General features: G+C 59.4%; 18 protein-coding genes. 17 read left to right on the forward strand and 1 reads right to left on the reverse strand.

What is annotated here, in order from left to right; genetic code table 11:
• Nucleotides 1-61: 61 nt before the first annotated feature.
• From TAMC210_RS00115 to TAMC210_RS00160, 10 genes are all read left to right on the forward strand, one after another.
• Nucleotides 62-1,963, forward strand: coding sequence for a sigma 54-interacting transcriptional regulator (locus TAMC210_RS00115; RefSeq protein ID WP_173296793.1), 1,902 nt, complete (start codon nucleotides 62-64; stop codon nucleotides 1,961-1,963).
• A 195-nt stretch (nucleotides 1,964-2,158) separates the two neighbouring features.
• Complete coding sequence (locus TAMC210_RS00120) at nucleotides 2,159-3,496, forward strand: four-carbon acid sugar kinase family protein (RefSeq protein WP_173296795.1); 1,338 nt, start codon at nucleotides 2,159-2,161, stop codon at nucleotides 3,494-3,496.
• Between the two features lie 6 nt (nucleotides 3,497-3,502).
• Entirely contained in the window at nucleotides 3,503-4,540 is a 1,038-nt protein-coding gene (pdxA, locus tag TAMC210_RS00125; protein WP_173296797.1) for a 4-hydroxythreonine-4-phosphate dehydrogenase PdxA, read from the forward strand.
• A 25-nt stretch (nucleotides 4,541-4,565) separates the two neighbouring features.
• On the forward strand, nucleotides 4,566-5,588 hold the full coding sequence (locus tag TAMC210_RS00130) for a zinc-dependent alcohol dehydrogenase (RefSeq protein WP_173296798.1): 1,023 nt from the start codon (nucleotides 4,566-4,568) through the stop codon (nucleotides 5,586-5,588).
• A gap of 39 nt (nucleotides 5,589-5,627) precedes the next feature.
• Nucleotides 5,628-6,668, forward strand: coding sequence for an L-threonine 3-dehydrogenase (gene tdh / locus TAMC210_RS00135; RefSeq protein WP_173296799.1), 1,041 nt, complete (start codon nucleotides 5,628-5,630; stop codon nucleotides 6,666-6,668).
• Nucleotides 6,669-6,730: 62 nt separating this feature from the next.
• Nucleotides 6,731-7,741 (forward strand): TRAP transporter substrate-binding protein, encoded by a 1,011-nt coding sequence (locus TAMC210_RS00140; protein WP_173296800.1) that lies wholly within the window; start codon nucleotides 6,731-6,733, stop codon nucleotides 7,739-7,741.
• Between the two features lie 72 nt (nucleotides 7,742-7,813).
• Nucleotides 7,814-8,317, forward strand: coding sequence for a TRAP transporter small permease (locus TAMC210_RS00145; protein ID WP_173296801.1), 504 nt, complete (start codon nucleotides 7,814-7,816; stop codon nucleotides 8,315-8,317).
• The gene (locus TAMC210_RS00150) at nucleotides 8,314-9,588 is read left to right on the forward strand and encodes a TRAP transporter large permease (RefSeq protein ID WP_173296802.1); all 1,275 of its coding nucleotides are present in this window, start codon (nucleotides 8,314-8,316) and stop codon (nucleotides 9,586-9,588) included. The genes TAMC210_RS00145 and TAMC210_RS00150 overlap by 4 nt, the downstream gene beginning before the upstream one ends.
• 254 nt (nucleotides 9,589-9,842) lie before the next feature.
• Entirely contained in the window at nucleotides 9,843-10,244 is a 402-nt protein-coding gene (locus tag TAMC210_RS13800) for a HEPN domain-containing protein (protein WP_173296803.1), read from the forward strand.
• Nucleotides 10,186-10,581 (forward strand): nucleotidyltransferase domain-containing protein, encoded by a 396-nt coding sequence (locus TAMC210_RS00160; RefSeq protein WP_173296804.1) that lies wholly within the window; start codon nucleotides 10,186-10,188, stop codon nucleotides 10,579-10,581. Before TAMC210_RS13800 ends, TAMC210_RS00160 begins: the two co-directional genes overlap by 59 nt.
• 97 nt (nucleotides 10,582-10,678) lie before the next feature.
• Here TAMC210_RS00160 and nifJ read toward each other — a convergent pair whose 3' ends face one another.
• Nucleotides 10,679-14,209 (reverse strand): pyruvate:ferredoxin (flavodoxin) oxidoreductase, encoded by a 3,531-nt coding sequence (gene nifJ / locus TAMC210_RS00165; RefSeq protein ID WP_173296805.1) that lies wholly within the window; start codon nucleotides 14,207-14,209, stop codon nucleotides 10,679-10,681.
• Between the two features lie 653 nt (nucleotides 14,210-14,862).
• Here nifJ and fmt point away from each other — a divergent pair.
• From fmt to TAMC210_RS00200, 7 genes are all read left to right on the forward strand, one after another.
• On the forward strand, nucleotides 14,863-15,810 hold the full coding sequence (gene fmt, locus TAMC210_RS00170) for a methionyl-tRNA formyltransferase (RefSeq protein ID WP_173296806.1): 948 nt from the start codon (nucleotides 14,863-14,865) through the stop codon (nucleotides 15,808-15,810).
• Between the two features lie 111 nt (nucleotides 15,811-15,921).
• Nucleotides 15,922-16,497 carry a 2-oxoacid:acceptor oxidoreductase family protein gene (locus TAMC210_RS00175; RefSeq protein WP_173296807.1) on the forward strand — a complete coding sequence of 192 codons (576 nt, stop codon included), beginning with the start codon at nucleotides 15,922-15,924 and terminating at the stop codon, nucleotides 16,495-16,497.
• Entirely contained in the window at nucleotides 16,497-16,820 is a 324-nt protein-coding gene (locus TAMC210_RS00180) for a 4Fe-4S binding protein (RefSeq protein WP_173296808.1), read from the forward strand. Before TAMC210_RS00175 ends, TAMC210_RS00180 begins: the two co-directional genes overlap by 1 nt.
• A gap of 52 nt (nucleotides 16,821-16,872) precedes the next feature.
• Nucleotides 16,873-18,060, forward strand: a complete 1,188-nt coding sequence (locus TAMC210_RS00185; RefSeq protein ID WP_173296809.1) for a transketolase C-terminal domain-containing protein — start codon at nucleotides 16,873-16,875, stop codon at nucleotides 18,058-18,060.
• Nucleotides 18,060-18,998, forward strand: a complete 939-nt coding sequence (locus TAMC210_RS00190) for a thiamine pyrophosphate-dependent enzyme (protein ID WP_254388438.1) — start codon at nucleotides 18,060-18,062, stop codon at nucleotides 18,996-18,998. Before TAMC210_RS00185 ends, TAMC210_RS00190 begins: the two co-directional genes overlap by 1 nt.
• A 313-nt stretch (nucleotides 18,999-19,311) precedes the next feature.
• Nucleotides 19,312-20,694, forward strand: a complete 1,383-nt coding sequence (locus TAMC210_RS00195; RefSeq protein ID WP_217267203.1) for an FAD-binding oxidoreductase — start codon at nucleotides 19,312-19,314, stop codon at nucleotides 20,692-20,694.
• A gap of 27 nt (nucleotides 20,695-20,721) precedes the next feature.
• Nucleotides 20,722-22,101, forward strand: coding sequence for an FAD-binding oxidoreductase (locus TAMC210_RS00200; RefSeq protein WP_173296810.1), 1,380 nt, complete (start codon nucleotides 20,722-20,724; stop codon nucleotides 22,099-22,101).
• Nucleotides 22,102-22,103: the final 2 nt, after the last annotated feature.

The following is a 22,103-nucleotide window of genomic DNA, read 5'->3' on the forward strand; positions in this document are numbered from 1 at the left end:
TTATCGAATTCCTTATTCAAGGCAAGGTGAGCAATTTAGGACCCTGAAGAGGGGGTGGCTTATGTCTGCTCGTTTGGGCCTCGTGGCTCCCTACGGGGGGCTGGCTGAGCTCGCCCACGAAGTTTGCCGGGAGCTGGGCCTGCAGGCCACGGTGGCGGTCGGTGACCTGGCGGAAGGGGTCAGGGTGGCCCGCGATCTGGTGGCTCGAGGCATTGAGGTCATCGTCAGCCGGGGCGGTACTGCCACAGCCATCGGCCGGGAGCTTGACGTGCCCGTGGTAGAGATCGCCGTCAGCGCCTTCGACCTAGTGCGGGCCCTGGGCGCTGCACGCACTTACGGCAGCCGTATAGGGGTAGTGGGTTTCCGGAATGTTATTTACGGCTGCAAGAGCCTGGAAGAGATTTTGGGGGTGCGCATTCAGGAGATCGAGATTAAGACCGAGGAAGAGGCGCCGGCGGCCATTTCTGCGGCCCGCGAAGCAGGTATCCAGGTCATAGTGGGGGATGCGGTTTCGGTACGGTTAAGTAAAGAGCTGGGCCTCCACGCCATTCTAGTGACCTCGGGTAAGGAAGCCATAGGCCTGGCCCTGCGTGAAGCCGAAGAGCTGGCGGAAGTACGCCGGAAGGAGCGGGCCCGGGCGGAGCAGTTCAAGGTAATTCTGGACTTTACCTACGAGGGCATTATAGCTACCGACCCGGAAGGCCGGATTTCCCTGGTAAACCCGGCGGCGGAAAAGATCTTAGGCGTGGCGGAGGGCCATCTGGTGGGCCGTCCGGCCGGGGAGGTTTTGCCGGGGCTGGCCCTTCAGCAGGTGCAGAGCACGGGTAAGCCGCGGTTGGGCGAACTGCACCGGGCGGGCAGCTCGCTGGTAGTACAAAACGTGGTCCCGGTAATCGCCGACGGGGAGATTGTAGGAGCGGTGGCCACCTTTCAGGATGCGAGTCACCTCCAGGCGGTGGAAGCCAAAGTGCGCCAGGAACTGTATCTTAAGGGGCACGTAGCCCAATTTACCTTTGCCGACATGGTGACCGGGAGCCCGGCCATGCAGCGGGTGATTGCCCAGGCTCGGGAGTTCGCCGCCGTTGAAGGTACTATACTCATCACCGGGGAAACGGGGACCGGGAAGGAAATGCTCGCCCAGAGCATCCACAACGCCAGCCGGCGGAGGAACGGCCCTTTTGTAGCAGTGAATTGCGCCGCCGTGCCCGAGAGCTTGCTGGAAAGTGAACTGTTCGGCTACGAAGAAGGAGCCTTCACAGGGGCGCGCAAAGGAGGCAAGAAAGGCTACTTCGAGCTGGCCCACCGCGGCACCCTCTTTTTGGACGAAATAGGGGAACTGCCGCTTAATTTGCAAGCCCGGCTCCTGCGCGTGCTGCAGCAGAGGGCCGTAATGCGGGTGGGGGGCGACCGGGTCATACCGGTGGACGTGCGCATTATCGCCGCCACCCATCGGGACCTGGAAAAAGCCGTCCGGGAGGGAAGTTTCCGGCAGGACCTATATTACCGTTTGAATGTTTTGCGCCTGTCCCTGCCTCCCCTGCGGCAGAGGGGCGAGGATATCCCCCACCTGGTAGGGCGGCTGGTGGACAAAATCTGCCGGCGCACGGGCCGCCTTCCGCCGCGGATGGGGCCCGAGATCCTGCGGGTCTTTCAGCACTACCCCTGGCCGGGTAACGTTCGGGAGCTGGAGAATGTCCTTGAGCGGCTAGTGGTCCTGCGGAGCGGCCTGGAAGTAACCCCGGAAGATCTGGAAGATCTGTTGGATGCCCGTGGGGTTGTGGAGCAAGTAGATACAGAGGGCCTGAAATTGGAGGTGAGGGGAACCCTGAACGATATGGAGAAGGCCATTATATGTGCTGTCCTGGAGGAAACCGGGTACAACCGCCAAGCAACGTGCCGCCGGCTGGGCATTAGCCCGGCCACCCTTTGGCGCCGCATGAAGGCCTGGGGTATTGCAAAATGAAATATTACATTGCAATATGAAATATAAGGCCCGGATCCAAGAATTTTAAGGAACCGGGCCTTATATTTTATCCCTTAATTATTCAACTTGAAATTCCGCGCAGCCCGGATATTCCTGGGGCCACGGAAAAACGGGGTCTGGCACGCATCTTGCATCGGATAAGCCCGGACTGTGGTACCAGGAGCGAGGGCTTGTATGGAGCGTATTGCTATCATTGCCGACGATCTGACCGGAGCCAGCGACACGGGCATCCAATTTCGCAAATACGGTCTGGAAACCCTGGTCATTGTGGACTACCAGAATATTGACGGTGGGGATACAGGAAAACAAGTATGGTCCGTCAATGCCGACACCCGCTCTCTGTCGGCCGCAGAAGCCTACGGGCGGGTGTACTCCGTGGCTAAAAAATTAAAGGCCCTGGGCTTTAAACGGATTTATAAAAAGCTCGATTCCACCCTGCGGGGGCACCCGGGAACCGAACTGGAAGCGGTTATGGATGCCCTGGTGGCCGACGTGGCGGTAGTAGTACCCGCTTTTCCGGCCAACGGCAGGGTAATGGTCAAGGGCCGCCTTCGTTGGGGTTCCGCCGCCGCACCGGGGATAGCTGGAACTAAGGAGAGCGATGACCCGCAGCAGGGAAGTACCTGTGATGTGCCCGGCCTCCTGCAAGGGAGCATGGGGCGGCAAGTGGGGAGCATCCACCTGGAAACGGTACGGAGGGGAGAAGAAGAACTGGCCCGGGCCATGGAGGCCCTGCGGCAGGAAGGGAAGGAGGTACTGGTGCTGGATGCGGCTGAGGAGGAGGATCTGGCGGCGATTGCCCGGGCTTGCAGTACGTTAAAGGGCGAAATAGTGATAGCCGGGGCAGCGGGACTGGCCGCTCACCTGCCTGCCGCTTGGGGCTTGATACCTCCTGCCTCCCCGGCCGTCCTTCCCGGCGGCCTTACCCTCCTCGTGGCCGGGTCGCGGAACCCCGTTACGGCCGGGCAGGTCCAGCAGGTATTGGGAGGTTGCCGGGCCACCCTGGTGAAGGTGGCAACGGCAGCCGTGGCCGCGGGCCGAGGGGCCGAAGAGGTGGAGAAGGCGGTGGCGGCGGTCCAAACCCTCTTGTCGTCGGAGGGGCCTGCTCTCCTGGTCGTAGCGGTGGACAGCCTGTGGGAGGCCGGCGGCGCGGATAACGTGGAAACCGAGGGGGCCTCACCCCAGAGTAAGGCCGTTGCTGGGGTCCTGGCAGAAATTGCCCGCCGGGTGGTGGCAGGAGGGCGGGTGCGCAGTCTCGTAGTTACCGGGGGGGACACGGCCGTACATATCTGCCGGGCCTTGGGAGCCAGGGGCATTGACCTCGACACTGAACTGCTGCCGGGTATTCCCCTGGGGCGGCTCTTGGGGGGAATGGCCGACGACCTCCCCGTAGTGACTAAGGCGGGGGGCTTTGGTCCGCCGGACGCCTTTGTAAGGGTGGTGGAGTACCTACAGGATCCCGGTCTGGCGGTAATAAGCGGTAATAAAAGGACGAACCTCGAAAGGAGATGATGCTGAGTGACCAGGCCTATTATTGCTATCACCGTGGGAGATCCCTGCGGTATCGGCCCGGAAATAACCGCCAAGGCCCTGGCCTTGGCGGAAATATATGAGCGCTGCCGCCCCCTGGTAGTAGGCGATGCGGGCTTGATGTGCGAGGCAGCCAGGATTGCCGGTGTAAAACTGGAAGTCAGGCCCGTAGAGCATCCGGCCCAGGGGCGCTATGAGTACGGCGTTATGGATGTTCTAGACCTGCAAAATGTAGATTTAAGCCGCCTGGAATACGGCAAGGTTACTTCATTGGGAGGGGAGGCCAGCTTTCAATATATAGCCAAGGCCATCGAGCTGGCCCTGGCCGGGGAGGTGGATGCCGTCACCACCGGCCCCATCCATAAGGAAGCTATAAACCTGGCGGGCCACCACTACGCGGGGCATACAGAAATTTTTGCCGACCTCACCAAGACTAAGGATTACTGCATGATGCTAATCGACAAAAATTTCCGGGTTTCCCACGTGACCACCCATGTGGCCCTCAGCCAGGTGCCTTCCCTGGTAACCAAGGAACGGGTCCTCAAAGTAATCGAACTCACCCATGAAGCCCTCCTCAGAATGGGTATAGCCCAACCCCGCATAGCCGTGTCCGGCCTGAACCCCCATGCCGGCGATGGGGGCCTCTTCGGCCGGGAAGAGATCGAGGAGATCGGTCCCGCCGTGGAAGAGGCCTGCCGCAAGGGTATGGCTGTGGACGGGCCCCTCTCCCCGGATACGGTCTTCGTCAAGCTCCAGGGCGGCCAGTATGACGCCGTAGTGGCCATGTACCACGATCAGGGGCATATTCCCACTAAAATTGTGGGATTTCGCTACGACAATGCTACCGGCACCTGGGGGTCCGTGGCCGGGATAAACGTTACCCTGGGCCTGCCCATTATCCGGACCTCGGTGGACCACGGTACGGCCTTTGGCAAGGCAGGCAAGGGAACGGCTAATCCCGAAAGCATGGTCGACGCCATAAAGCTGGCCGCCGACCTGGCCTGCGGAGGAAGGCCGGCCGACTAAATAACAGCCGACGGGAGGTATAAAAATGAAGGCCGCCGTTGTAACCGAACCTTATAAAGTAGTCCTCCAGGACATTGATGACCCCGTGGTGGGTCAGCGGGACGTGCTAATCCGGGTTAAGGCCACCGGCATCTGCGGTTCCGACCTTCACCTCTATAAGGGAGCCCACGCTTTCCGCAAGTTGCCTGCCATTTTAGGCCACGAAGTAGCCGGTGAAGTGGTAGAGGTAGGCTCCAAGGTAACCCGCTTTAAGCCGGGCATGGCCGTCACCGTGTTGCCCCAGATCAGCTGCGGGAACTGTACGGCCTGCCGCAGGGGATACTTCAACATTTGTCCCCAGAAGACGGTGCCCGGGACCCCTGCCTGGCAGGGCACCTTTGCCGAATATTTTATAGCCCCGGAGGATGCAGTATATCCCCTGCCCGCCGGGGTGGACTACCTTGCCGGATCCCTGGCCGAGCCCCTGGCCGTGGCCGTCCATGCAGCCGGGAGGGCCGAGCTGAAGGGGAGGAAAAGGGTGGCCATTTTGGGTTCGGGCACCATCGGCCTCCTCGTCCTGGCCGTGGCCAAGCATTACGGGGTAAAGGAAATAATAGCCACCGACGCCTATGATTATAATTTAGGCGTGGCGCGGAAAATGGGCGCCACGGTTACCATTAACGCCCTCCGCGAAGACGTGGCGGCTAAAATCGACGAACTTACCTCAGGGGAAGGGGTGGAAGCCGTAATCGTAGCGGCCAGCGCACCCGGCATAATCGACCAGGCCGCTGCCATTGCTGCCCGGAGGGGCACCATCGCCTTAGTGGCTATGATTTCTCAAGCCATTCCGGTAATGACCTACACTTTTGTGTACAAAGAGCTGGAGTTGAAGGGTTCCCAGACGTACACGGCCAGCGATTTCGAGGCGGCCCTCGACCTTCTGGCAGCAGGTGCCGTTCCGGTGGCCGAAGTAGTAACCAAGACCGTTGACTTTAAGGATACGGCCAGGGCTTTAGAGATACTGGACAAGCGCCTGGAAGAAGCCGTCAAAATCGTCGTTACCCTTTAAGCGGTATGGAAAATAAAGACTCTGGAGGAGGCGAGCGGCATGGAAAAGATGAAGGGGCTGGTAAAGGTCAAACCGGAACCGGGGGCTGAACTTCTGCACGACTTGCCGGTGCCCGAAGTCAAGGGGGACGAGATCCTGGTCAAGGTAAAGTGCGCGGCTATCTGCGGCACCGACCTGCACATCTATGACTGGACACCCTACGCCCAGCAGCGGGTCAAGCCCCCCATGGTTTTCGGGCATGAATTCAGTGGGGAAGTAGTGGAAGTAGGTCCGGAAGTAAAAAAATTTAGAGTAGGGGACCGGGTGGCCGGAGAGACTCACATCGCCTGCGGCATGTGCTTCCAGTGCGAAACGGGGAACGCCCATATTTGCGAGAGCATGAAAATCATAGGCGTTCACACTGAGGGGTGCTTTGCCGACTATATTAAAATCCCGGCCGGCTGCGGCTGGAAGCTGGCGGATTCCGTTTCCTATGAAGTCGGGGCCCTCCTGGAACCCCTGGGCGTGGCCGTGCACAGCGTGCTGGCCGACGCCGTAAACGGCATGTCGGTGGTAATTTACGGCTGCGGGCCCATCGGGCTAATGGCCGTCAATGTGGCCAGTGCCTGCGGCGCCACCCGGGTCATTGCCGTGGAGCCGGTGGCCGAGAAGTTGGCCATCGCCAAAAAAATGGGCGCCACCCACACTCTGCAGCCGGGTAAGGATGATGTCATCGCAGGGATCTTAGACCTAACGGGAGGGAGGGGTGCAGATGTAATCGTAGAGTTATCCGGCAACGTACAGGCCATTAGCGAGTGCTTCCGGGGACTGCGCAAGGGAGGTCGGGTGACCCTGGCCGGCCTGCCCAACGGTCCGGTTACCCTGGATTTAGTCGACGGCGTGATTTATAAAGAAGCCAAAATCCTCGGGGTAACCGGCCGGAGGATGTACGACACGTGGTGGCAAATCGAAGCATTGCTGGGGGCCGGCAAGCTGAATTTGGAGCCCGTTATCGGGGGTATCTTCCCCTTGGAGCGGTACCAGGAGGCCTTTGCGGCCCTCCACGCAGGCAGGCCCGGCAAGATGCTTCTCACGATTTAAAGGCTTTAACAAGAAGGCAGTGGCCCGGCAAGGGCTAAACTAGAGGGAGGAGGTTGCAGTTCATGAAGAAGTACCTGAGCTGGATACTAGTTGCCCTGGTGCTCGGCCTTCTGGTGAGCGGCTGCGGCGGCGGCCAGGATACCCAACAGAGCGGGAACGGGGAGGGCGAGCCCATTGTATTAAAACTAGGCCATATCCAGACCCAGGAAGATTTGTGGCAGCTCGGGGCCGAGCGGTTCGCCCAATTGGTGGCCCAAAAAACCGGCGGGCAGGTCAAGATAGAGATTTATCCCAATTCCACCCTCGGTGGGGACCGGGACATGGCCGAGGGAATGCAGATGGGATCCGTAGATTTCGCCCTTATTGCCGGGGTATTGGGCAATTTCGAAAAGTCATTCCAAATATTGGAACTACCGTATCTCTTTGAAAACGAGGAGCACCTGCGCAAGGTCATCTACGGCCCGATAGGCCAGGAGCTTTTGGAAAGGTTGCGTACCAACGCCAACATCCGGGGCCTGGCCTTCTGGGAAAGGGGTTCCCGCCAGCTTACTTCCAACAAGCCCATCAACTCCATAGAGGACATTAAAGGGCTAAAAATCCGGGTGCCGGAAATACCCGCCATGGTAGAGGCCTGGAAGGCCATGGGGGCCAATCCGACTCCGATGGCCTGGTCCGAGGTGTACAGCGCCCTGGAGCAAAACGTAATAGAGGCCCAGGAAAATCCGATACCGTATATTTACGCCGGGAATATCCATGAGGTCCAAAAGTATCTGGCCATAACCAACCACAAGTACGAGTACGTTGTCTTGTGTATGAGCGAGCTGACCTACAACAAACTAACGCCGGAGCAGCGCCAGGCCATTGAGGAGGCGGCGGCTGAGGCCACCGAGTACGAAAACCAGCTGGTGAAGGAGAAGACCGAGGAATACCTGGAGGTCATGAAGTCCAAGGGCATGCAGGTAACCTATCCGGACATCGGGCCCTTTAAGGAGAAGGCCCAGACCGTCCACCGGAGCTATGCCGAGCAATTGGGCCTCGTGGACCTGTATGAAAGGATAGTCAATGCCAAGTAACCCCTGCCAAGTCTTAGCGCCGGGGTCCCCGGGAGGGGCCCCGGCTAAAATTAAGAAGGGTGAGCATGAGCTATGGGTGTCCCGCAATCCAGAGGGCCTTTAGCCGTCCTGGAGACGGCAGCCCGGGGGTTATCCCTCCTCCTGGGGGTCCTGATGCTGTTGATGGTCGTGGTAATCTTCGCCCAGGTTATAGCCAGATACGTGTTGCACAATTCCCTTTCCTGGTCGGAGGAGATCGGCCGCTATCTCTTCATCTGGATAACCTTTTTGGGTGCGGTGATAGGGGTCAAGGAAAGGCTGCACGTGGGGGTGGACGTAGTTGTAAATGCCGTGCCCCCCGGGGTCCGGAGAATCCCGGTACTGGTGGGCAATTTGCTCATGATTGTTTTCGTCGCCTATATGTTGCAGGGCAGCTTTAAGCTGCTGGAGCTCGGTCGGCACCAGGTCAGCCCGGCCACGAGCATTCCCATGCTGTACCCCTACCTGATCTTGCCCCTGGCGAGCATCCTCATGCTGGTTTATCTTCTCGTAAATGCGGTCCTCGACTGGATAAACGTGGGGGGCGGTAAGTCTTGACGGCCATTCTCTTTGGAGCCTTTATTGTGCTCATACTCCTGGGGGTTCCCATCTCCTTTGTCCTGGGTATTGCCGCCACCCTGGGATTGGTAGCGGCAGGGAATTACCCTATGCAGGTGGTTATCCAGCGCATGTTCGCCGCCGTAAATTCATTTCCCTTTATGGCCATTCCCTTTTTTATGGTGGCCGGGGAAGTGATGAGCCGCGGAGGCATTACCAAGAGGATCATAGATTTCGCCCTGGCTTTAGTCGGCAGATTTAAGGGCAGCCTGGCCCATGTCACCGCCGTGACGGGGGTAATCATGGGGGGGATATCGGGCTCGGGAGTGGCCGATACGGCGGCCATCGGCTCCCTCATGGTCCCGGAAATGGCGCGCAGGGGATATGACAAGGCCTTTTCGGCGGCACTGACGGCCGTGGCGGGAAGTATCGGGCTTATAATTCCTCCCAGCATTGCCCTTATCCTGTATGGGGTGACCGCCCAGGTTTCCATAGGGGATCTCTTCTTAACAGGCATAATACCCGGGGTGTTAATCGGACTGGGGCTTATGCTTGTTTCCTATATTGTTGCCAATCGCGAAAATTATCCTGTGGAAGAAGCCGTTTCGTGGAAAGAAAAGCTGGTCCGGTTTAAGGACGCCATATGGGCCCTCATGATGCCCGTTATTATCATCGGCGGTATAAGGGGCGGCATATTTACGGCTACGGAAGGCGGGGCAGTGGCGGCTGTTTACGCCATTGTAGTGAGCCTTTTTGTCTACCGGGAGATGACTTTGAAGGACCTGTTCGCCGCCCTGGTGGAGGCGGGGAAAAAGACGGCCATTATCGGCTTCCTCATCGCCACCTCTTCCTTGTTCAGCTGGATCCTGGCCAGCGAGCGCATTCCGGAGCAAATAACGTCCTTCATCGTTTCCCTGACGGACAACAAATACATGATTTTACTTTTAATCAATATTTTGCTGCTCCTGGTGGGAACGGTTTTGGACAGCGGGCCGGCCATCATCCTGCTGGTGCCCATCCTCGTCCCGGTGGCCAAGTCTTTGGGCATCGATCTGGTGCAGTTCGGGCTTATTATGGTAATCAACCTGACCATCGGCCTCCTGACGCCGCCGGTGGGGACTGCCCTGTATGTGGCCTGCAATATCAGCGGCCTGCCGCTGTTAACCTTAAGCCGGGCAGTGCTAAAATTCCTGGCGGTAATGCTGGTCGTCCTTTTCCTCATGACCTACGTACCGGCCCTCGCCCTCTTGCCCCTCCAGTTGGGTCAATAAAGGGAAGGGGCGGCCCTTAGCCTGGGGAAAAGTTGTAAAGCAAGGGAAAAAGAAACCCCACAGCCTCGAGGCAGCTGTGGGGTTTTGTCGTGTGCCCGGCATGGGCGTTAACCCGGTGGTGAAGGCAGGTGCAGGGGAGGCGACGGCCCAAGTGTAAGCATAGCTTCCGGACCATTCAAGCAGTAGGAAGGGAAAAACAATTGTGATATAATGAAAACAGTTACTGCGGCCGAGGGCTAAAGGAGTGACCGGTTTTGCCTCCTAGGTATCAGGATTGGCTTAAACAAGCAGAGCGCGATCTTAAGGCTGCCCAAGACAGCCTCCGGGCGGAGAACTATGAATGGGCTGTATTCCAAGCCATCCAAGCTGCAGAGAAGTCCCTAAAGGCTGTCCTTCTTTTTTGTGGTAGAGTGGTGCGGGGCCATTCCTTAAAACACCTTTACCACCAGCTAAAATCCGCCGCCGATCTTGGTATCCCGGAGGAGACGTTGGCTGAGCTGGACAGGCACTACATCACTACGAGATACCCGAACGGGTTTGCTGAGGGCTACCCGGGAGAATATTATAGCGAGGCGAAGGCCAGGGAGTGCATAAACTATGCCCGAGCGGTGGTGGAGAAGGCCGTATCGTTCCTATCGGAAACACCCCAACTATAAAGAGCTGGACACCTTTGTACAACAGCTTTGTGCGGAGCATAAACCTGAGCTGATACTGCTCTTTGGTTCAGGAGCGCGAGGAGACTATACCGAGGAAAGCGACCTCGATGTGTTAGTGGTTCTTGACAAATTGAAAGAAAATACTTGGCAGGAGGTATACAAGCATTCTCGGGGGACCGTACTGCCGGTGGTATGGCCGAAAGAGCGCCTACTACAAGAACTGAAGAACAACAATGATTTTTTGAGAACTGTGATAGAGGAAGGCATTTTTTTGGCCGGGGATAGAGATTGGTGGGACGGACTAAGGAAGGAATTTAAGAGTGAATACAGCGGATAAGGCGAAAAACCCCCCACAGCTTGCTTAAGGCTGTGGGGGGTTTACGCTTCTACCAGTAGCTATAACCTATGGCCCTCCATGGGGAGCTCGACAATACCTATCCCTGGGCCAGCTTCTGGTAGACGGCCAGCCTGGCCTTGGCCTCTTCCTCCGCCTGGGCAAAGAGCTCCTCGGCCTGGTCCGGGAACTGCTTCTTCAGGGCGGTGTAGCGGATTTCTCCCATGAGGAAGTCCCGGAAGCTCAAAGTCGGCGCTTTGGAGTCCAGGATGAAGGGGTTCTTCCCCTGGGCCGCCAGGGCGGGGTTGTAGCGGTACAGGGGCCAGTAACCGGCTTCTACCGCCCTCTTGCCCTCCCGCTGGCTCTTGCTCATATCGATGCCGTGGTTGATGCACGGCGCATAGGCGATGATGAGGGAGGGGCCGTCGTAGGCTTCGGCTTCCACCAGCGCCTTGATGAGCTGGTTGGGGTTGGCGCCCATACACACCGAGGCCACATAAACATAGCCGTAGGACATGGCCATGAGGCCCAGGTCCTTCTTCCTCGTCCTCTTGCCCGCGGCGGCAAACCGGGCCACGGCCGCCGAAGGTGTGGCCTTGGAGGACTGGCCACCGGTGTTGGAATACACTTCGGTGTCCAGGACCAAAATGTTTACGTTGGCCCCCGTGGCCAGCACGTGGTCCAGGCCGCCGTAGCCGATATCATAGGCCCAGCCGTCGCCGCCCACAATCCAGATAGATTTCTTGACCAGGTAGTCCTGGAGGTTTTGGATGACAGTGAGAAGCTCCTTGGCCTCCGGTCCGGCGGCCTCCAACTCGCGGGGCAGGAGTTCCTTAATCCGGTTGCCCGCTTCCCGGGAACGGGCGGCGTCTTCCTTTCCTTCCAGCCATGCGCGGCAGGCGGCCTTAAACTCGGGGCTAAAGGCCTCCGCCGCCAAGACCTTCTCCACCGCCCCGGCCAGCTCCTCTCGCCGCTTTTCCACGGCCAGGCTTATGCCGTAACCGAATTCGGCATTGTCCTCAAAGAGGGAATTGGCCCAGGCCGGGCCATGGCCTTGCCGGTTGACGGTGTAAGGACAGCTGGGAGCACTGCCGCCCCAGATGGAAGAGCACCCCGTGGCATTGGCGATGATCATGCGGTCCCCGAAGAGCTGGGTAATGAGTTTTACATAAGGCGTCTCGCCGCAGCCGGCACAGGCGCCGGAGAATTCCATGAGGGGCTTTAGGAACTGGCTGCCCCTGATGGTGGCCGGGTTGAAGTTGACCTTCACTTCCGGAAGGGCCTCGGCAAAGGCGTAGTTCTCGGCCTCCACGGCCAGGGCCTCTTCCAGCGGCACCATGGTGAGGGCCTTGGTCTTGGCCGGGCATACATCAACGCAGTTGCCGCATCCGGTGCAGTCCAGGGGTGAAACCTGGATGCGGAACATGAGGCCGGCAACTTCCTTACCAGTAGCCTTCTTGGTGACAAAGGTTTCCGGAGCCCCTTCCAGGTCTTCGGGGCGGGCCAGGTAAGGCCGGATGGCGGCATGGGGGCAGACCAGGGAGCACTGGTTGCACTGGATGCAGTGTTCCGCCTCCCACCGGGGCACGCTTACCGCTATACCACGCTTTTCATACTTGGTAGTACCGGTGGGGAAGAAGCCTCCGGGCGTAAAGGCGCTTACCGGGAGCTCGTCGCCCTTCAGGGCCAGCATGGGTCGCATTACTTTGCGGACGAACTCCGGTTCTTCTTCCCGGGTGGCCGCAGCCTGGGAAGCATCCTGCCTGCAGTTGAGCCAGCTTTCCGGGTAGCGGATCTCCACCAGGGCTTCGGCGGCCCGGTCTACCGCCGCCTGATTCATCTTGACAATCTTGTCGCCCTTACGGCCGTAGGTCTTCTCGATGGATTCCTTAATATAACGGAAGGCATCTTCCGGCGGTATGATATTGGCGATCTTGAAGAAGGCCGCCTGCATGATGACATTTATCCGGCCGCCCAGGCCTAGTTCCTGGGCTATCTTAACGGCGTCGATGTTGTAGAATTTGAGTTTCTTTTCGGCAATGGTCCGCTTCATGTCGGCCGGCAGCTTTTCCTCCATTTCCTCCGGGCTCCAGCTGGAGTTCAGGAGGAAAATGCCGCCCGGCTTAATACCCTCCAGGAGGTCGTAGCGCCCCACATAGGAGGGGTTGTGGCAGGCTATGAGGTCTGCCTGGTCGATGAGGTAGGCAGACTTAATGGGCGACCTGCCAAACCGCAGGTGGGAGATGGTTACCCCCCCGGATTTCTTGGAGTCGTAGACGAAATATCCCTGGGCGTACATGTCGGTATGGTCGCCGATAATCTTAATGGAATTCTTGTTGGCCCCCACCGTGCCGTCCGAGCCCAGACCGAAGAATTTGCAGCGGTAAAGCCCTTTCGGTGCCGTGTCGATATACTCCTTGATTTCCAGGGAGGTCCCGGTAACATCGTCGGTTATGCCCACGGTGAAATGATTTTGGGGCCGGTCGGCGGCCAGATTGTCGAAGACGGCCTTGACCATGGACGGGGAGAACTCCTTGGAGCCCAGACCATACCGGCCGCCGACCACCAGGATATTGTTCTTGCCTCTTTCCGCCAGGGCGGTGGTGACATCCTGGTAGAGGGGCTCGCCCAGAGCGCCCGGCTCCTTGGTGCGGTCCAGGACGGCAATGCGCCGGACGGTGGGCGGGAGAGCGTTTACAAAGTGCTCGGCAGAGAAAGGACGGTACAGCCGTACCTTAACAAGGCCCACCCTTTCTCCCCGCTCCACCAGGTAATCCACCGTTTCTTCCACCACATCGCAGGCCGAACCCATGCAGACGATGACGCGTTCGGCATCGGGGGCCCCATGGTAATCGAACAGCCGGTAGCGGCGCCCGGTCAATTCCCCGACCTTCCCCATAACCTCCTCGACGATCCCCGGCACTTTCAGGTAATAGGGGTTGGCGGCCTCCCGCCCCTGGAAGAAGATATCGGGATTCTGGGCGGTACCCGCCTGGTGGGGATGTTCGGGATTAAGGGCCCGGCGCCGGAAGGCCTCGATGGCTTGCCAATCCACTAGCTTGGCCATATCCTCGTAAGCGATGACCTCGATTTTCTGCACTTCATGGGAAGTGCGGAAACCGTCGAAAAAGTGGACGAAGGGGACGCTGGCCTTTAAGGTGGCCAGATGGGCCACCAAGGCCAAATCCATTACCTCCTGTACCGAAGCGGAAGAAAGGAGGGCAAAACCCGTTTGCCTGGTGGCCATCACGTCGGAATGGTCCCCGAAAATGGACAGGGCATGGGTGGCCACGGAGCGGGCGGCCACATGAAATACACAGGGCCACAGCTCGCCGGCAATTTTGTACATATTAGGGATCATGAGAAGCAACCCCTGGGAGGCGGTGAAGGTTGTAGTGAGGGCCCCACCGGCCAGGGACCCGTGAACCGCACCGGCGGCCCCGGCCTCCGACTGCATCTCCACTACCTTCAAGGGGCGACCGAAGATATTTTTGCGGCCTTGGGCGGCCCACTCATCGCACAACTCCGCCATGGGGGAGGAGGGAGTTATGGGATAAATGGCGGCTACTTCCGACAGGGCATAGGCCACGTGGGCGGCAGCCGTGTTGCCGTCGATGGTTAACTTGGGCATATATATTTCATCTCCCTTGCCTTAACTTAATAGAGAGTCCTCCTTACCCGCTCTTACTTTAACACTACCCTCCAGGATAGTCAACTCTCCGGTATACAACATACACGACCCCTATAACCTCAAAATTACCCGTCGGGCAGTTGCCGGTTTTTGCCGGGCATCCTTGGGCGGACTTCATCCGGCAGCCTCGCGGAGCAAGGCCCCTCCTCCAGTTGCGGCCCCGGCGTACCCGGTGCCCCCCTTTCTCCTTTCTGCGGCCCGGCCACCGGGCCCTGCTTCTTGCCCCTCCGGCGGGCCTCGGCCCGCTGTTCCGTTTTAGTGAACCCGCTCCCCAGGCCGGAAGCCCCCTGCTTGCGAGGCATACTATCTTAATTACAAACGGAGTACCTCGGCGTCGGCTGGTTGAGGCGTCTGCGGAAGGTTTGCGGCGTCCGGGGAAGAAAACCCACTGGTCTGACAACCAGATGGGCACACCTAATTATTGACAGGTTCCGGCTTCAATGGTATACTCAATTTAAAAATTACAAACCTTAAGGGGAGAACCGTTCCCCGGGCCGCCGCGGCAGCCTTCACGGTAAACACCTGGTGGAAGAAGGCCGGGGAAGGGGAAGGTGCGCACAAAGCCGATATACTACATAGGGGGAGGGGAAGAATTGCGCATTGTTTTTATAGGGCAGGCCCCCTTCGGGCGAGACTGCCTGCAAGCCCTTATTGACCAAGGCGAAAAAATTGTCGGAGTATTAACAATACCCGATAAACCCGACCAGAAAACCCCCAATCCGGTTAAGGAATTGGCCCTGGAGCGGGGGATACCTTTACTTCAGCCCCCCAGGCTTAAGGATCAGGAAGCCATCGCCTGGGTGGCGGATCTCCAGCCCGACCTTCTGGTGCTGGCCTATGTTACCCAATTTGTCCCCAAGGCCATGATCGACCTGGCGACCCACGGAGGAATAAACTTCCATCCTTCTCTGCTTCCCAAGTACCGGGGCGGGAGCGCCATGAACTGGGCCGTTATAGCCGGAGAAAAGGAAACCGGCGTGACCATCCACCAGATTGACGAAGGTGTGGATACCGGCCCCGTCATTCTGCAGGAGAGAGTCCCCATCGATCCCGACGACAGCGTGAAAACCCTTTACTTTGGCAAGATCTACCCCCTGGGCGTAAAACTGGTGGCGGAGGCCGTCCGCCTCATCCGGGAGGGCAAAGCCCGGCCGGTACCCCAGGACGAAAGCCAGGCCTCTTTCCAGCCGGTCATTAAGGAGGAGCACGTGGGCCTGGACTGGTCCCAGCCCACGCCAAAGCTTTATAATTTGATCCGCGGCTCCGACCCCACACCGGGCGCCTGGGCCGTGTTCCGGGGTGAAAAGCTAAAGATCTGGGAGGCCATGCCCTGGGAAGGCGGGGGCACGCCGGGCGAAGTCCTGGACGTCCGGGACGACGGCTTCGTAGTGGCCACCGGTGACGGCGCCCTACTGGTAAAGAGGGTGCAGTTTACAGGCACCGGCAAAATACCGGCCGCCGAATGGGCCAGGTCCCAGGGCCTACGGGCGGGCGATAAATTGGAGCCGGGGCGGGCTGAACTCCCGTTTAATTTGCCTTAATCTTAAGGCAGGACAATTAAATTAAAATACATAGAAGGGGTGGGGTTAGCGAATTAAGTACATTTTAACTGTTGTGAAACACTGCACAAATACGGGAGAGGAGGAACTGATATGGCTAAAATGGTTGAGATCCGCTGGCATGCCCGCGGCGGCCAGGGCGCAGTCTTGGCCTCCCGTTACCTGGCAGCCTCGGCCATACGGGAGAACCTGTATTTCCAGGCCTTCCCCCAGTTCGGTACCGAGAGAATGGGAGCTCCCATTGTAGCCTATACCCGCATAAGCGATGCTCCCATTAATTTACGCTGTGCCATCGAGCAGCCCGACATGGTGGTGGTACTGGACCCCACTTTGCTGAAGGCCGTGAAGGTGACCGCCAACCTCAAAGAAGGCGGGGCGGTTATTGCCAATTATCCGGGCACGGCCGCGGACCTGGCCCGGGAACTGGGAGTAGACGGCCAGTTCAAAGTCTACGCGGTGGATGCCTATAAGATTTCCAGCGAAGAGCTGGGCCGCCCCATTCCCAACACTCCGATGGTAGGGGCCCTGGCACGGGTCATGGGGCTCATTAAGCTGGAAAACATCCTGGCGGAGTTTGAAGAGCAATTCAGCCACCGCTTCAAACCCGAAATCGTGCAAAAAAATCTCAATGCCGTGCGCCGGGCTTATGAGGAGGTGCGGGGTTTATAATGGTCCAGATCAACAACGCCATCCGCAGGCTGGACAAAACGGCCTTTCCCGCGTGGTATGAGATTCCCCTGGGAGGAACCCTGGTTTCCGAGGGCTCCACGGAATACAAGACGGGGGGCTGGCGGACCAAGAGGCCCATCTGGGATCCCGAAGACTGCTCCCATTGCCTCATCTGCTGGATTTACTGCCCGGAAATGGCCATTCAAGTTAAGGACGGGAAAATCACCGGCATCGATACCACCCTTTGCAAGGGCTGCGGTATCTGTGCCCAGGAATGTCCCAGGGAAAAGGCCATGACCATGGCCGAAGGTGGGGATTACTAGGCCCTTGCCCCGGGGGACAACAAGCCGGGATAATCGGGAAGGAGGAACAAGGATGCGGAAAACCATCGGGTTGACCGGGGACGGCGCGGCCGCCGAGGCCATGCGCCAGATCGACCCGGATGTGGTGGCGGCCTATCCTATCACACCCCAGACCGAGATTGTAGAACGCTTTGCCGAGTTCGTGGCCGACGGTTCGGTGAAAACGGAGCTGGTGGCCGTGGAGAGCGAGCACAGCGCCATGAGCGCCTGCTGCGGCTCCTCGGCGGCTGGGGCCCGTACCATCACCTGTACATCCTCCCAGGGCCTGGCCCTCATGCACGAGGTCCTGTATATTGCCGCCGGCAATCGGCATCCCATAGTCTTGATCAATGTTAACCGCACCCTGTCGGCCCCCATTAACATCCACAACGACCAGAGCGACAGCCTGGGCTCCCGGGACTGCGGCTGGATCCAGCTCTACTGCGAGGGCGCCCAGGAAGTATACGATACCGTGATCCAGGCGGTACGGATCGCGGAGAATCCTTCGGTTCTGCTGCCCGTAATGGTTTGCCTGGACGGGTTTGTGGTCAGCCACAACGTGGAACCCATTAACGTCCTCGATGACCAGGAAGTCAAGGATTTTGTGGGCGAGTTCCGGCCGGCCTACAGCCTGTTGGATACGGAAAACCCCGTCTGCCTGGGCAACCTGACCTTGCCTGAGTATTTCTTCGAACATAAGTACTCCCAGGCTTACGCCTTAGAGCAGTCTAAGGGAGTCATAGAGGCCGTGGACAAAGAATTCGGCGCGAAGTTCGGCCGCAGTTACGGGATTGTGGAGGGCTACCGCCTGGAAGATGCGGAAATCGCCATCGTGACCCTGGGTTCCATGGTGGGCACGGCCCGCGCGGTGACCGATGAACTCCGCGGCCAGGGCGTGAAGGCCGGGGTCCTCAAGATCCGCTGTTACCGGCCCTTCCCCATAGAGGAGGTGGCTGCGGCCCTCAAGGGCGTCAAGGCGGCGGCGGTTATGGAGAAGGCCCTCTCTCCCGGCGCTCCGGGACCGGCCGTCTTCAGCGATGTGTTGGGCGCCCTTTATCATAAAGGAGTACAGGTCAACCTGATAAGTTACGTAGCCGGCCTCGGCGGGCGGGATGTACCGGCCCGGAGCATACGCAGGGTATACGAGCACCTGCAGAGGATCGCTTCGTCCGGCCAAGTAGACCGTATCCTCAACTACCTGGACCTGAGGGGGTGGCAATAATGGCGAGCCTTAGGGAACTCAGCCAGAAGGAAGTACTCTTCACCGGCGGCCACCGCCTGTGCGCCGGCTGCCCCGCGCCCATCGTAGTAAAGCAGGCCCTGCTGGCCGCGTCCCAGGCGCCCATTGTAGTCCAGCCCACCTGCTGCCTGGAGATTTCTTCGGCCGTCTTCCCCTATACGGCCTGGAAGACCCCCTATTATCACAATGCCTTCGAGAACGCGGCGGCGGTAGCCTCTGGCATCGAGGCGGCCGTCAAGGCCCTTAAGAAACGGGGCAAACTGGACCAGCAAAAAGAGTTCGCCATTATCGCCATCGGCGGCGACGGCGGCACCTACGATATCGGCTTCCAGGCCCTCTCGGGCATGCTGGAGCGGGGGCACCGGGTTCTCTACATCTGCTACGACAACGGAGCCTACATGAACACCGGTATCCAGCGTTCCGGCGCCACCCCCTACGGCGCCTGGACCACCACCAGCCACGTTGGGGAAGCCCAGAAGGGTAAACAACAGCACCGCAAGGACCTGGCCTGGATTGCCGCCGCCCACGGGGCCTACGTGGCCAATGCCTCCCTGCACAACTGGCGGGATTTTATGCGCAAAGTAGAGAAGGCCCTGAACTACGAGGGCTCCTCCTTTATTAACATCCAGGCTCCCTGCCCGCGCGGCTGGCGCTTCCCCGAAAACATGACCGTGGAAATCGCCCGCCTGGGTACCGAAACCTGCTTCTACCCCCTCTTTGAAGTGGAGGACCGTGGCCAGAAGTGGGTCATCAACTACACTCCCAAGAATAAGCTGCCCGTAACGGAGTACCTGAAGCCCCAGGGCCGCTTCGCCCACTTCTTCCAGAAGGGCAACGAATACCTTATCGAAGAATTCCAGGCGGAAGTGGACCGGCGCTGGGAGCACCTGCAGCGCCTGGCCAAGGTGAGCGCCGAGTAACGCCCGAAGGGGGAGGCTGCTGCCGCCCGCGGTGGCCTCCCCATCCTTTCTTGGTCTATTGGCTTGACCATAGGATAGGCGGATAGGGCGGCCGAGGCCCGAAGGGGCCCGGGGCTGAGGGAACCCCGGCTATGGGGACCCCCGTGACGCGGCCTTCCCGGAGGTCCGTAAGGGTCTTCCGGGCCAGGCCGGCAAGGACCGGCGAGTTTTAGTAAACTTATTAATCTTTTGAAGGGGTATGTAGTCAGGAGCGGGGACCTTTAGAAGACCCCGCCGGATTGGAGCGGGTGAATTCCCAGGAAGGAGGTCTGGCATGCTGGATCGCGACACCCTGTCTCAACTGGTGCGTATCGTGGGCGAGGGGAACGTACTGACCTCCGAAGTATCCTTGGCCACCTACATGTATGACGCAACCCTCCTTTACGGCAGGCCCGATGCTGTGGTCTTTGTCCAGAAGGCCGAAGAGATAGCGGCCATCCTGAAACTGGCCAACGCCAAAAAGATTCCCGTAACCCCCCGGGGGGCCGGCATGGGATTGAGCGGCGGCACCGTGCCCCACCGCGGGGGTATAGTTGTGGTCATGACCCGTATGAACCGCATCCTGGAAATCGACCCGGCTAACCGGGTGGCGGTGGTGGAGCCCGGGGTTACCAACATGGAGCTCCAGAAGGCCGTGGCCCCCTACGGGATGGTTTATATGCCCGACCCGGCCAGCCAGAAGGTCTCCACCATGGGAGGCAATTTCGGTGAAAACGCCGGCGGCATGCGGGGGATCAAGTACGGGGTTACCAAGGACCATATCCTGGGCGTGGAGCTCGTCTTGCCCACGGGCGACATCGTACAGATAGGAGGCAAATGGGAGCCCATTGCCCCGGAACTGAACCTGCTTTCCCTCCTCATCGGGTCCGAAGGTACTCTGGGCATAGCTACTAAGATAATCGTCCGCCTTACTCCCCAACCCCCGGCCATTAAGACCATGCTGGCCGTCTACAACACCCTGGAGGAAGCGGGGAATTCGGTATCCCAGATCATAGCCCACGGCATCATCCCGGCCACCCTGGAACTCATGGACAATAAGGTCATCCAGGCCGTGGAGGACTGGCTGCATATAGGCCTGCCCCTGGAGGCCGGCGCCGTGCTGCTGATTGAAGTGGATGGGTGGGAGGCCGGCCTGGACCGGCAGGCGGAAAAGATCATCGAGCTCTGCCGGGCCAACGGGGCTATTGAGGTGCAGCTGGCGAGAAATGCCGCCGAGCGGGATAATCTGTGGCTGGCCCGCAGGACGGCCATCGGGGCCATTGCGCGCCTGCGGCCCTCCTACGACCTGGAGGATGCCACCGTTCCCCGCACCAAACTGCCGGAGATGCTACGCCGGGTGGCGGCCGTGGCCGAAGAATATAACGTCCCCATCGGGATGCTGGCCCATGCCGGGGACGGGAACCTCCACCCCCTTGTGCTCTTTGATGAGAGGGACCGAGAGGAAATGGAGCGGGTCCACAAGACGAGGGGAGAGATCTTTAAGGCCGCCCTGGACCTGGGCGGGACCCTCTCCGGGGAGCACGGCATCGGCCTGGCCAAACTGGACTTTATGCCCCTGGCCTTTACGGAGGCCGATCTGGATTTCATGCGGCGGGAACGCCGGGCCTTTGACCCCAATGGCATCCTTAACGCCGGAAAATTCATACCCGAGGCTTAAGTTTGGCAAGACCGGGGGGTTAAAAGCATGGAGGCCAAACTCATTAAGGAACTGGCAAACTTTCTGGGACAAGAGCACGTCATAGAGGACCCGGCCGTGCGCCGGCAGGCCTCCCTGGGAGGGGATTATTTACCCGACGTGGTGGTCTACCCGGGCAACAACGAGGAGGTAGCCCGGGTGGTGCGCCTGGCCAACGAGGAGGGCGTGGCCGTCATTCCCTGGGGAGCCGGATTGCAGGCCTGGCGCGGGCTCCTTCCTTACAGGGGCGGCATAGCATTGAGGCTCACCCGGCTGCAGAAGATTATCGAATTCGACCAGGATAATCAAACGGCATGGGTAGAGACGGGGCTGTCCCTGGCGTCTTTAAACGAGGCCTTCCAGAAAGGAGGCCTCTTTTTACCCCTTGATCCCCTGGAGGGCGAAGCCTGCACCCTGGGCGGGTGTATTGCCGCCAATGCTTCGGGCCCCCGCAAATTGGCCTACGGCACCACCAAGGACTATCTCCTGGGGCTGGAAATTGTTTCCCCTACCGGGGAAATCGTCCACACCGGGGGGAAGACGGTCAAGAATGTCCAGGATTACGACAACACCCGTTTCCTGGCCGGCTCCTGGGGTTCCCTGGGAGTGGTTACCAAGGCCATACTTAAGCTGAAGCCTTTACCGGAAAAGGAAGTCTCCCTTTGCCTGGGCTTTCCTCGCCTGGAAGAAGCCTGCGAGGCGGCCTTCAACCTGCGCCAGGACCTGGGTCCCGTAGCCCTGGAACTAATGGACGCCGCTATTATGGAAGCCCTGCAGGGAAGCGGCCATCCCCTGCCGGTACGGGGCGAGGCCTGCCTCCTGGTGGCCTTTGCCGGTTTTACGGAGGCGGTGGATTGGCAGGTAGGAGAAGTGCGGACTAAGTACGGGGCAAGGGCCGAACTGGCGGTGGCCGGAGAGGATGATGCCGCGGCCCTCTGGGAAGCCAGGCGCCAAGCATGGAGGGTCATGGCCGGCGGGGAGGGGGCCATCTTGGGCAGCGCTTCCCTGCCCTTTACCGCTACCGGGAAATTTATCCGGGAAGCCCGTTCTCTGCTCGACTCGGGGCAGCAGAAGGTCGCCCTGGTGGCCCACTTCGGTAACGGCCATGTCCACGTTTTTCTCAAGCACTCGCCGGCCGACTACGGAGCAGTTCGGGAGGTACTCGGCCGGCTGCAGGATTTGGCGGCGGGAGCCGGAGGCCTTTTCCTCGTGGAAAACATTAATGATTTGACCATGGTCCGCCGGTGGGTGGAGGCCCGCGGTCCGGCCCTCATCCCCCTCCTCCGGAGGATTAAAGAAGCCTTGGACCCCCGCCGGGTCTTAACACCCAATAGCAAAGTGCTGGCCTATGTGCTGGACGCTGCCGAGGCTACTGAAACTGCGGGGTAGGA

Origin of the sequence: Thermanaeromonas sp. C210 (genome assembly GCF_013167955.1) — a bacterium.
GTDB lineage: Bacteria > Bacillota > DSM-521 > Neomoorellales > Neomoorellaceae > UBA12545.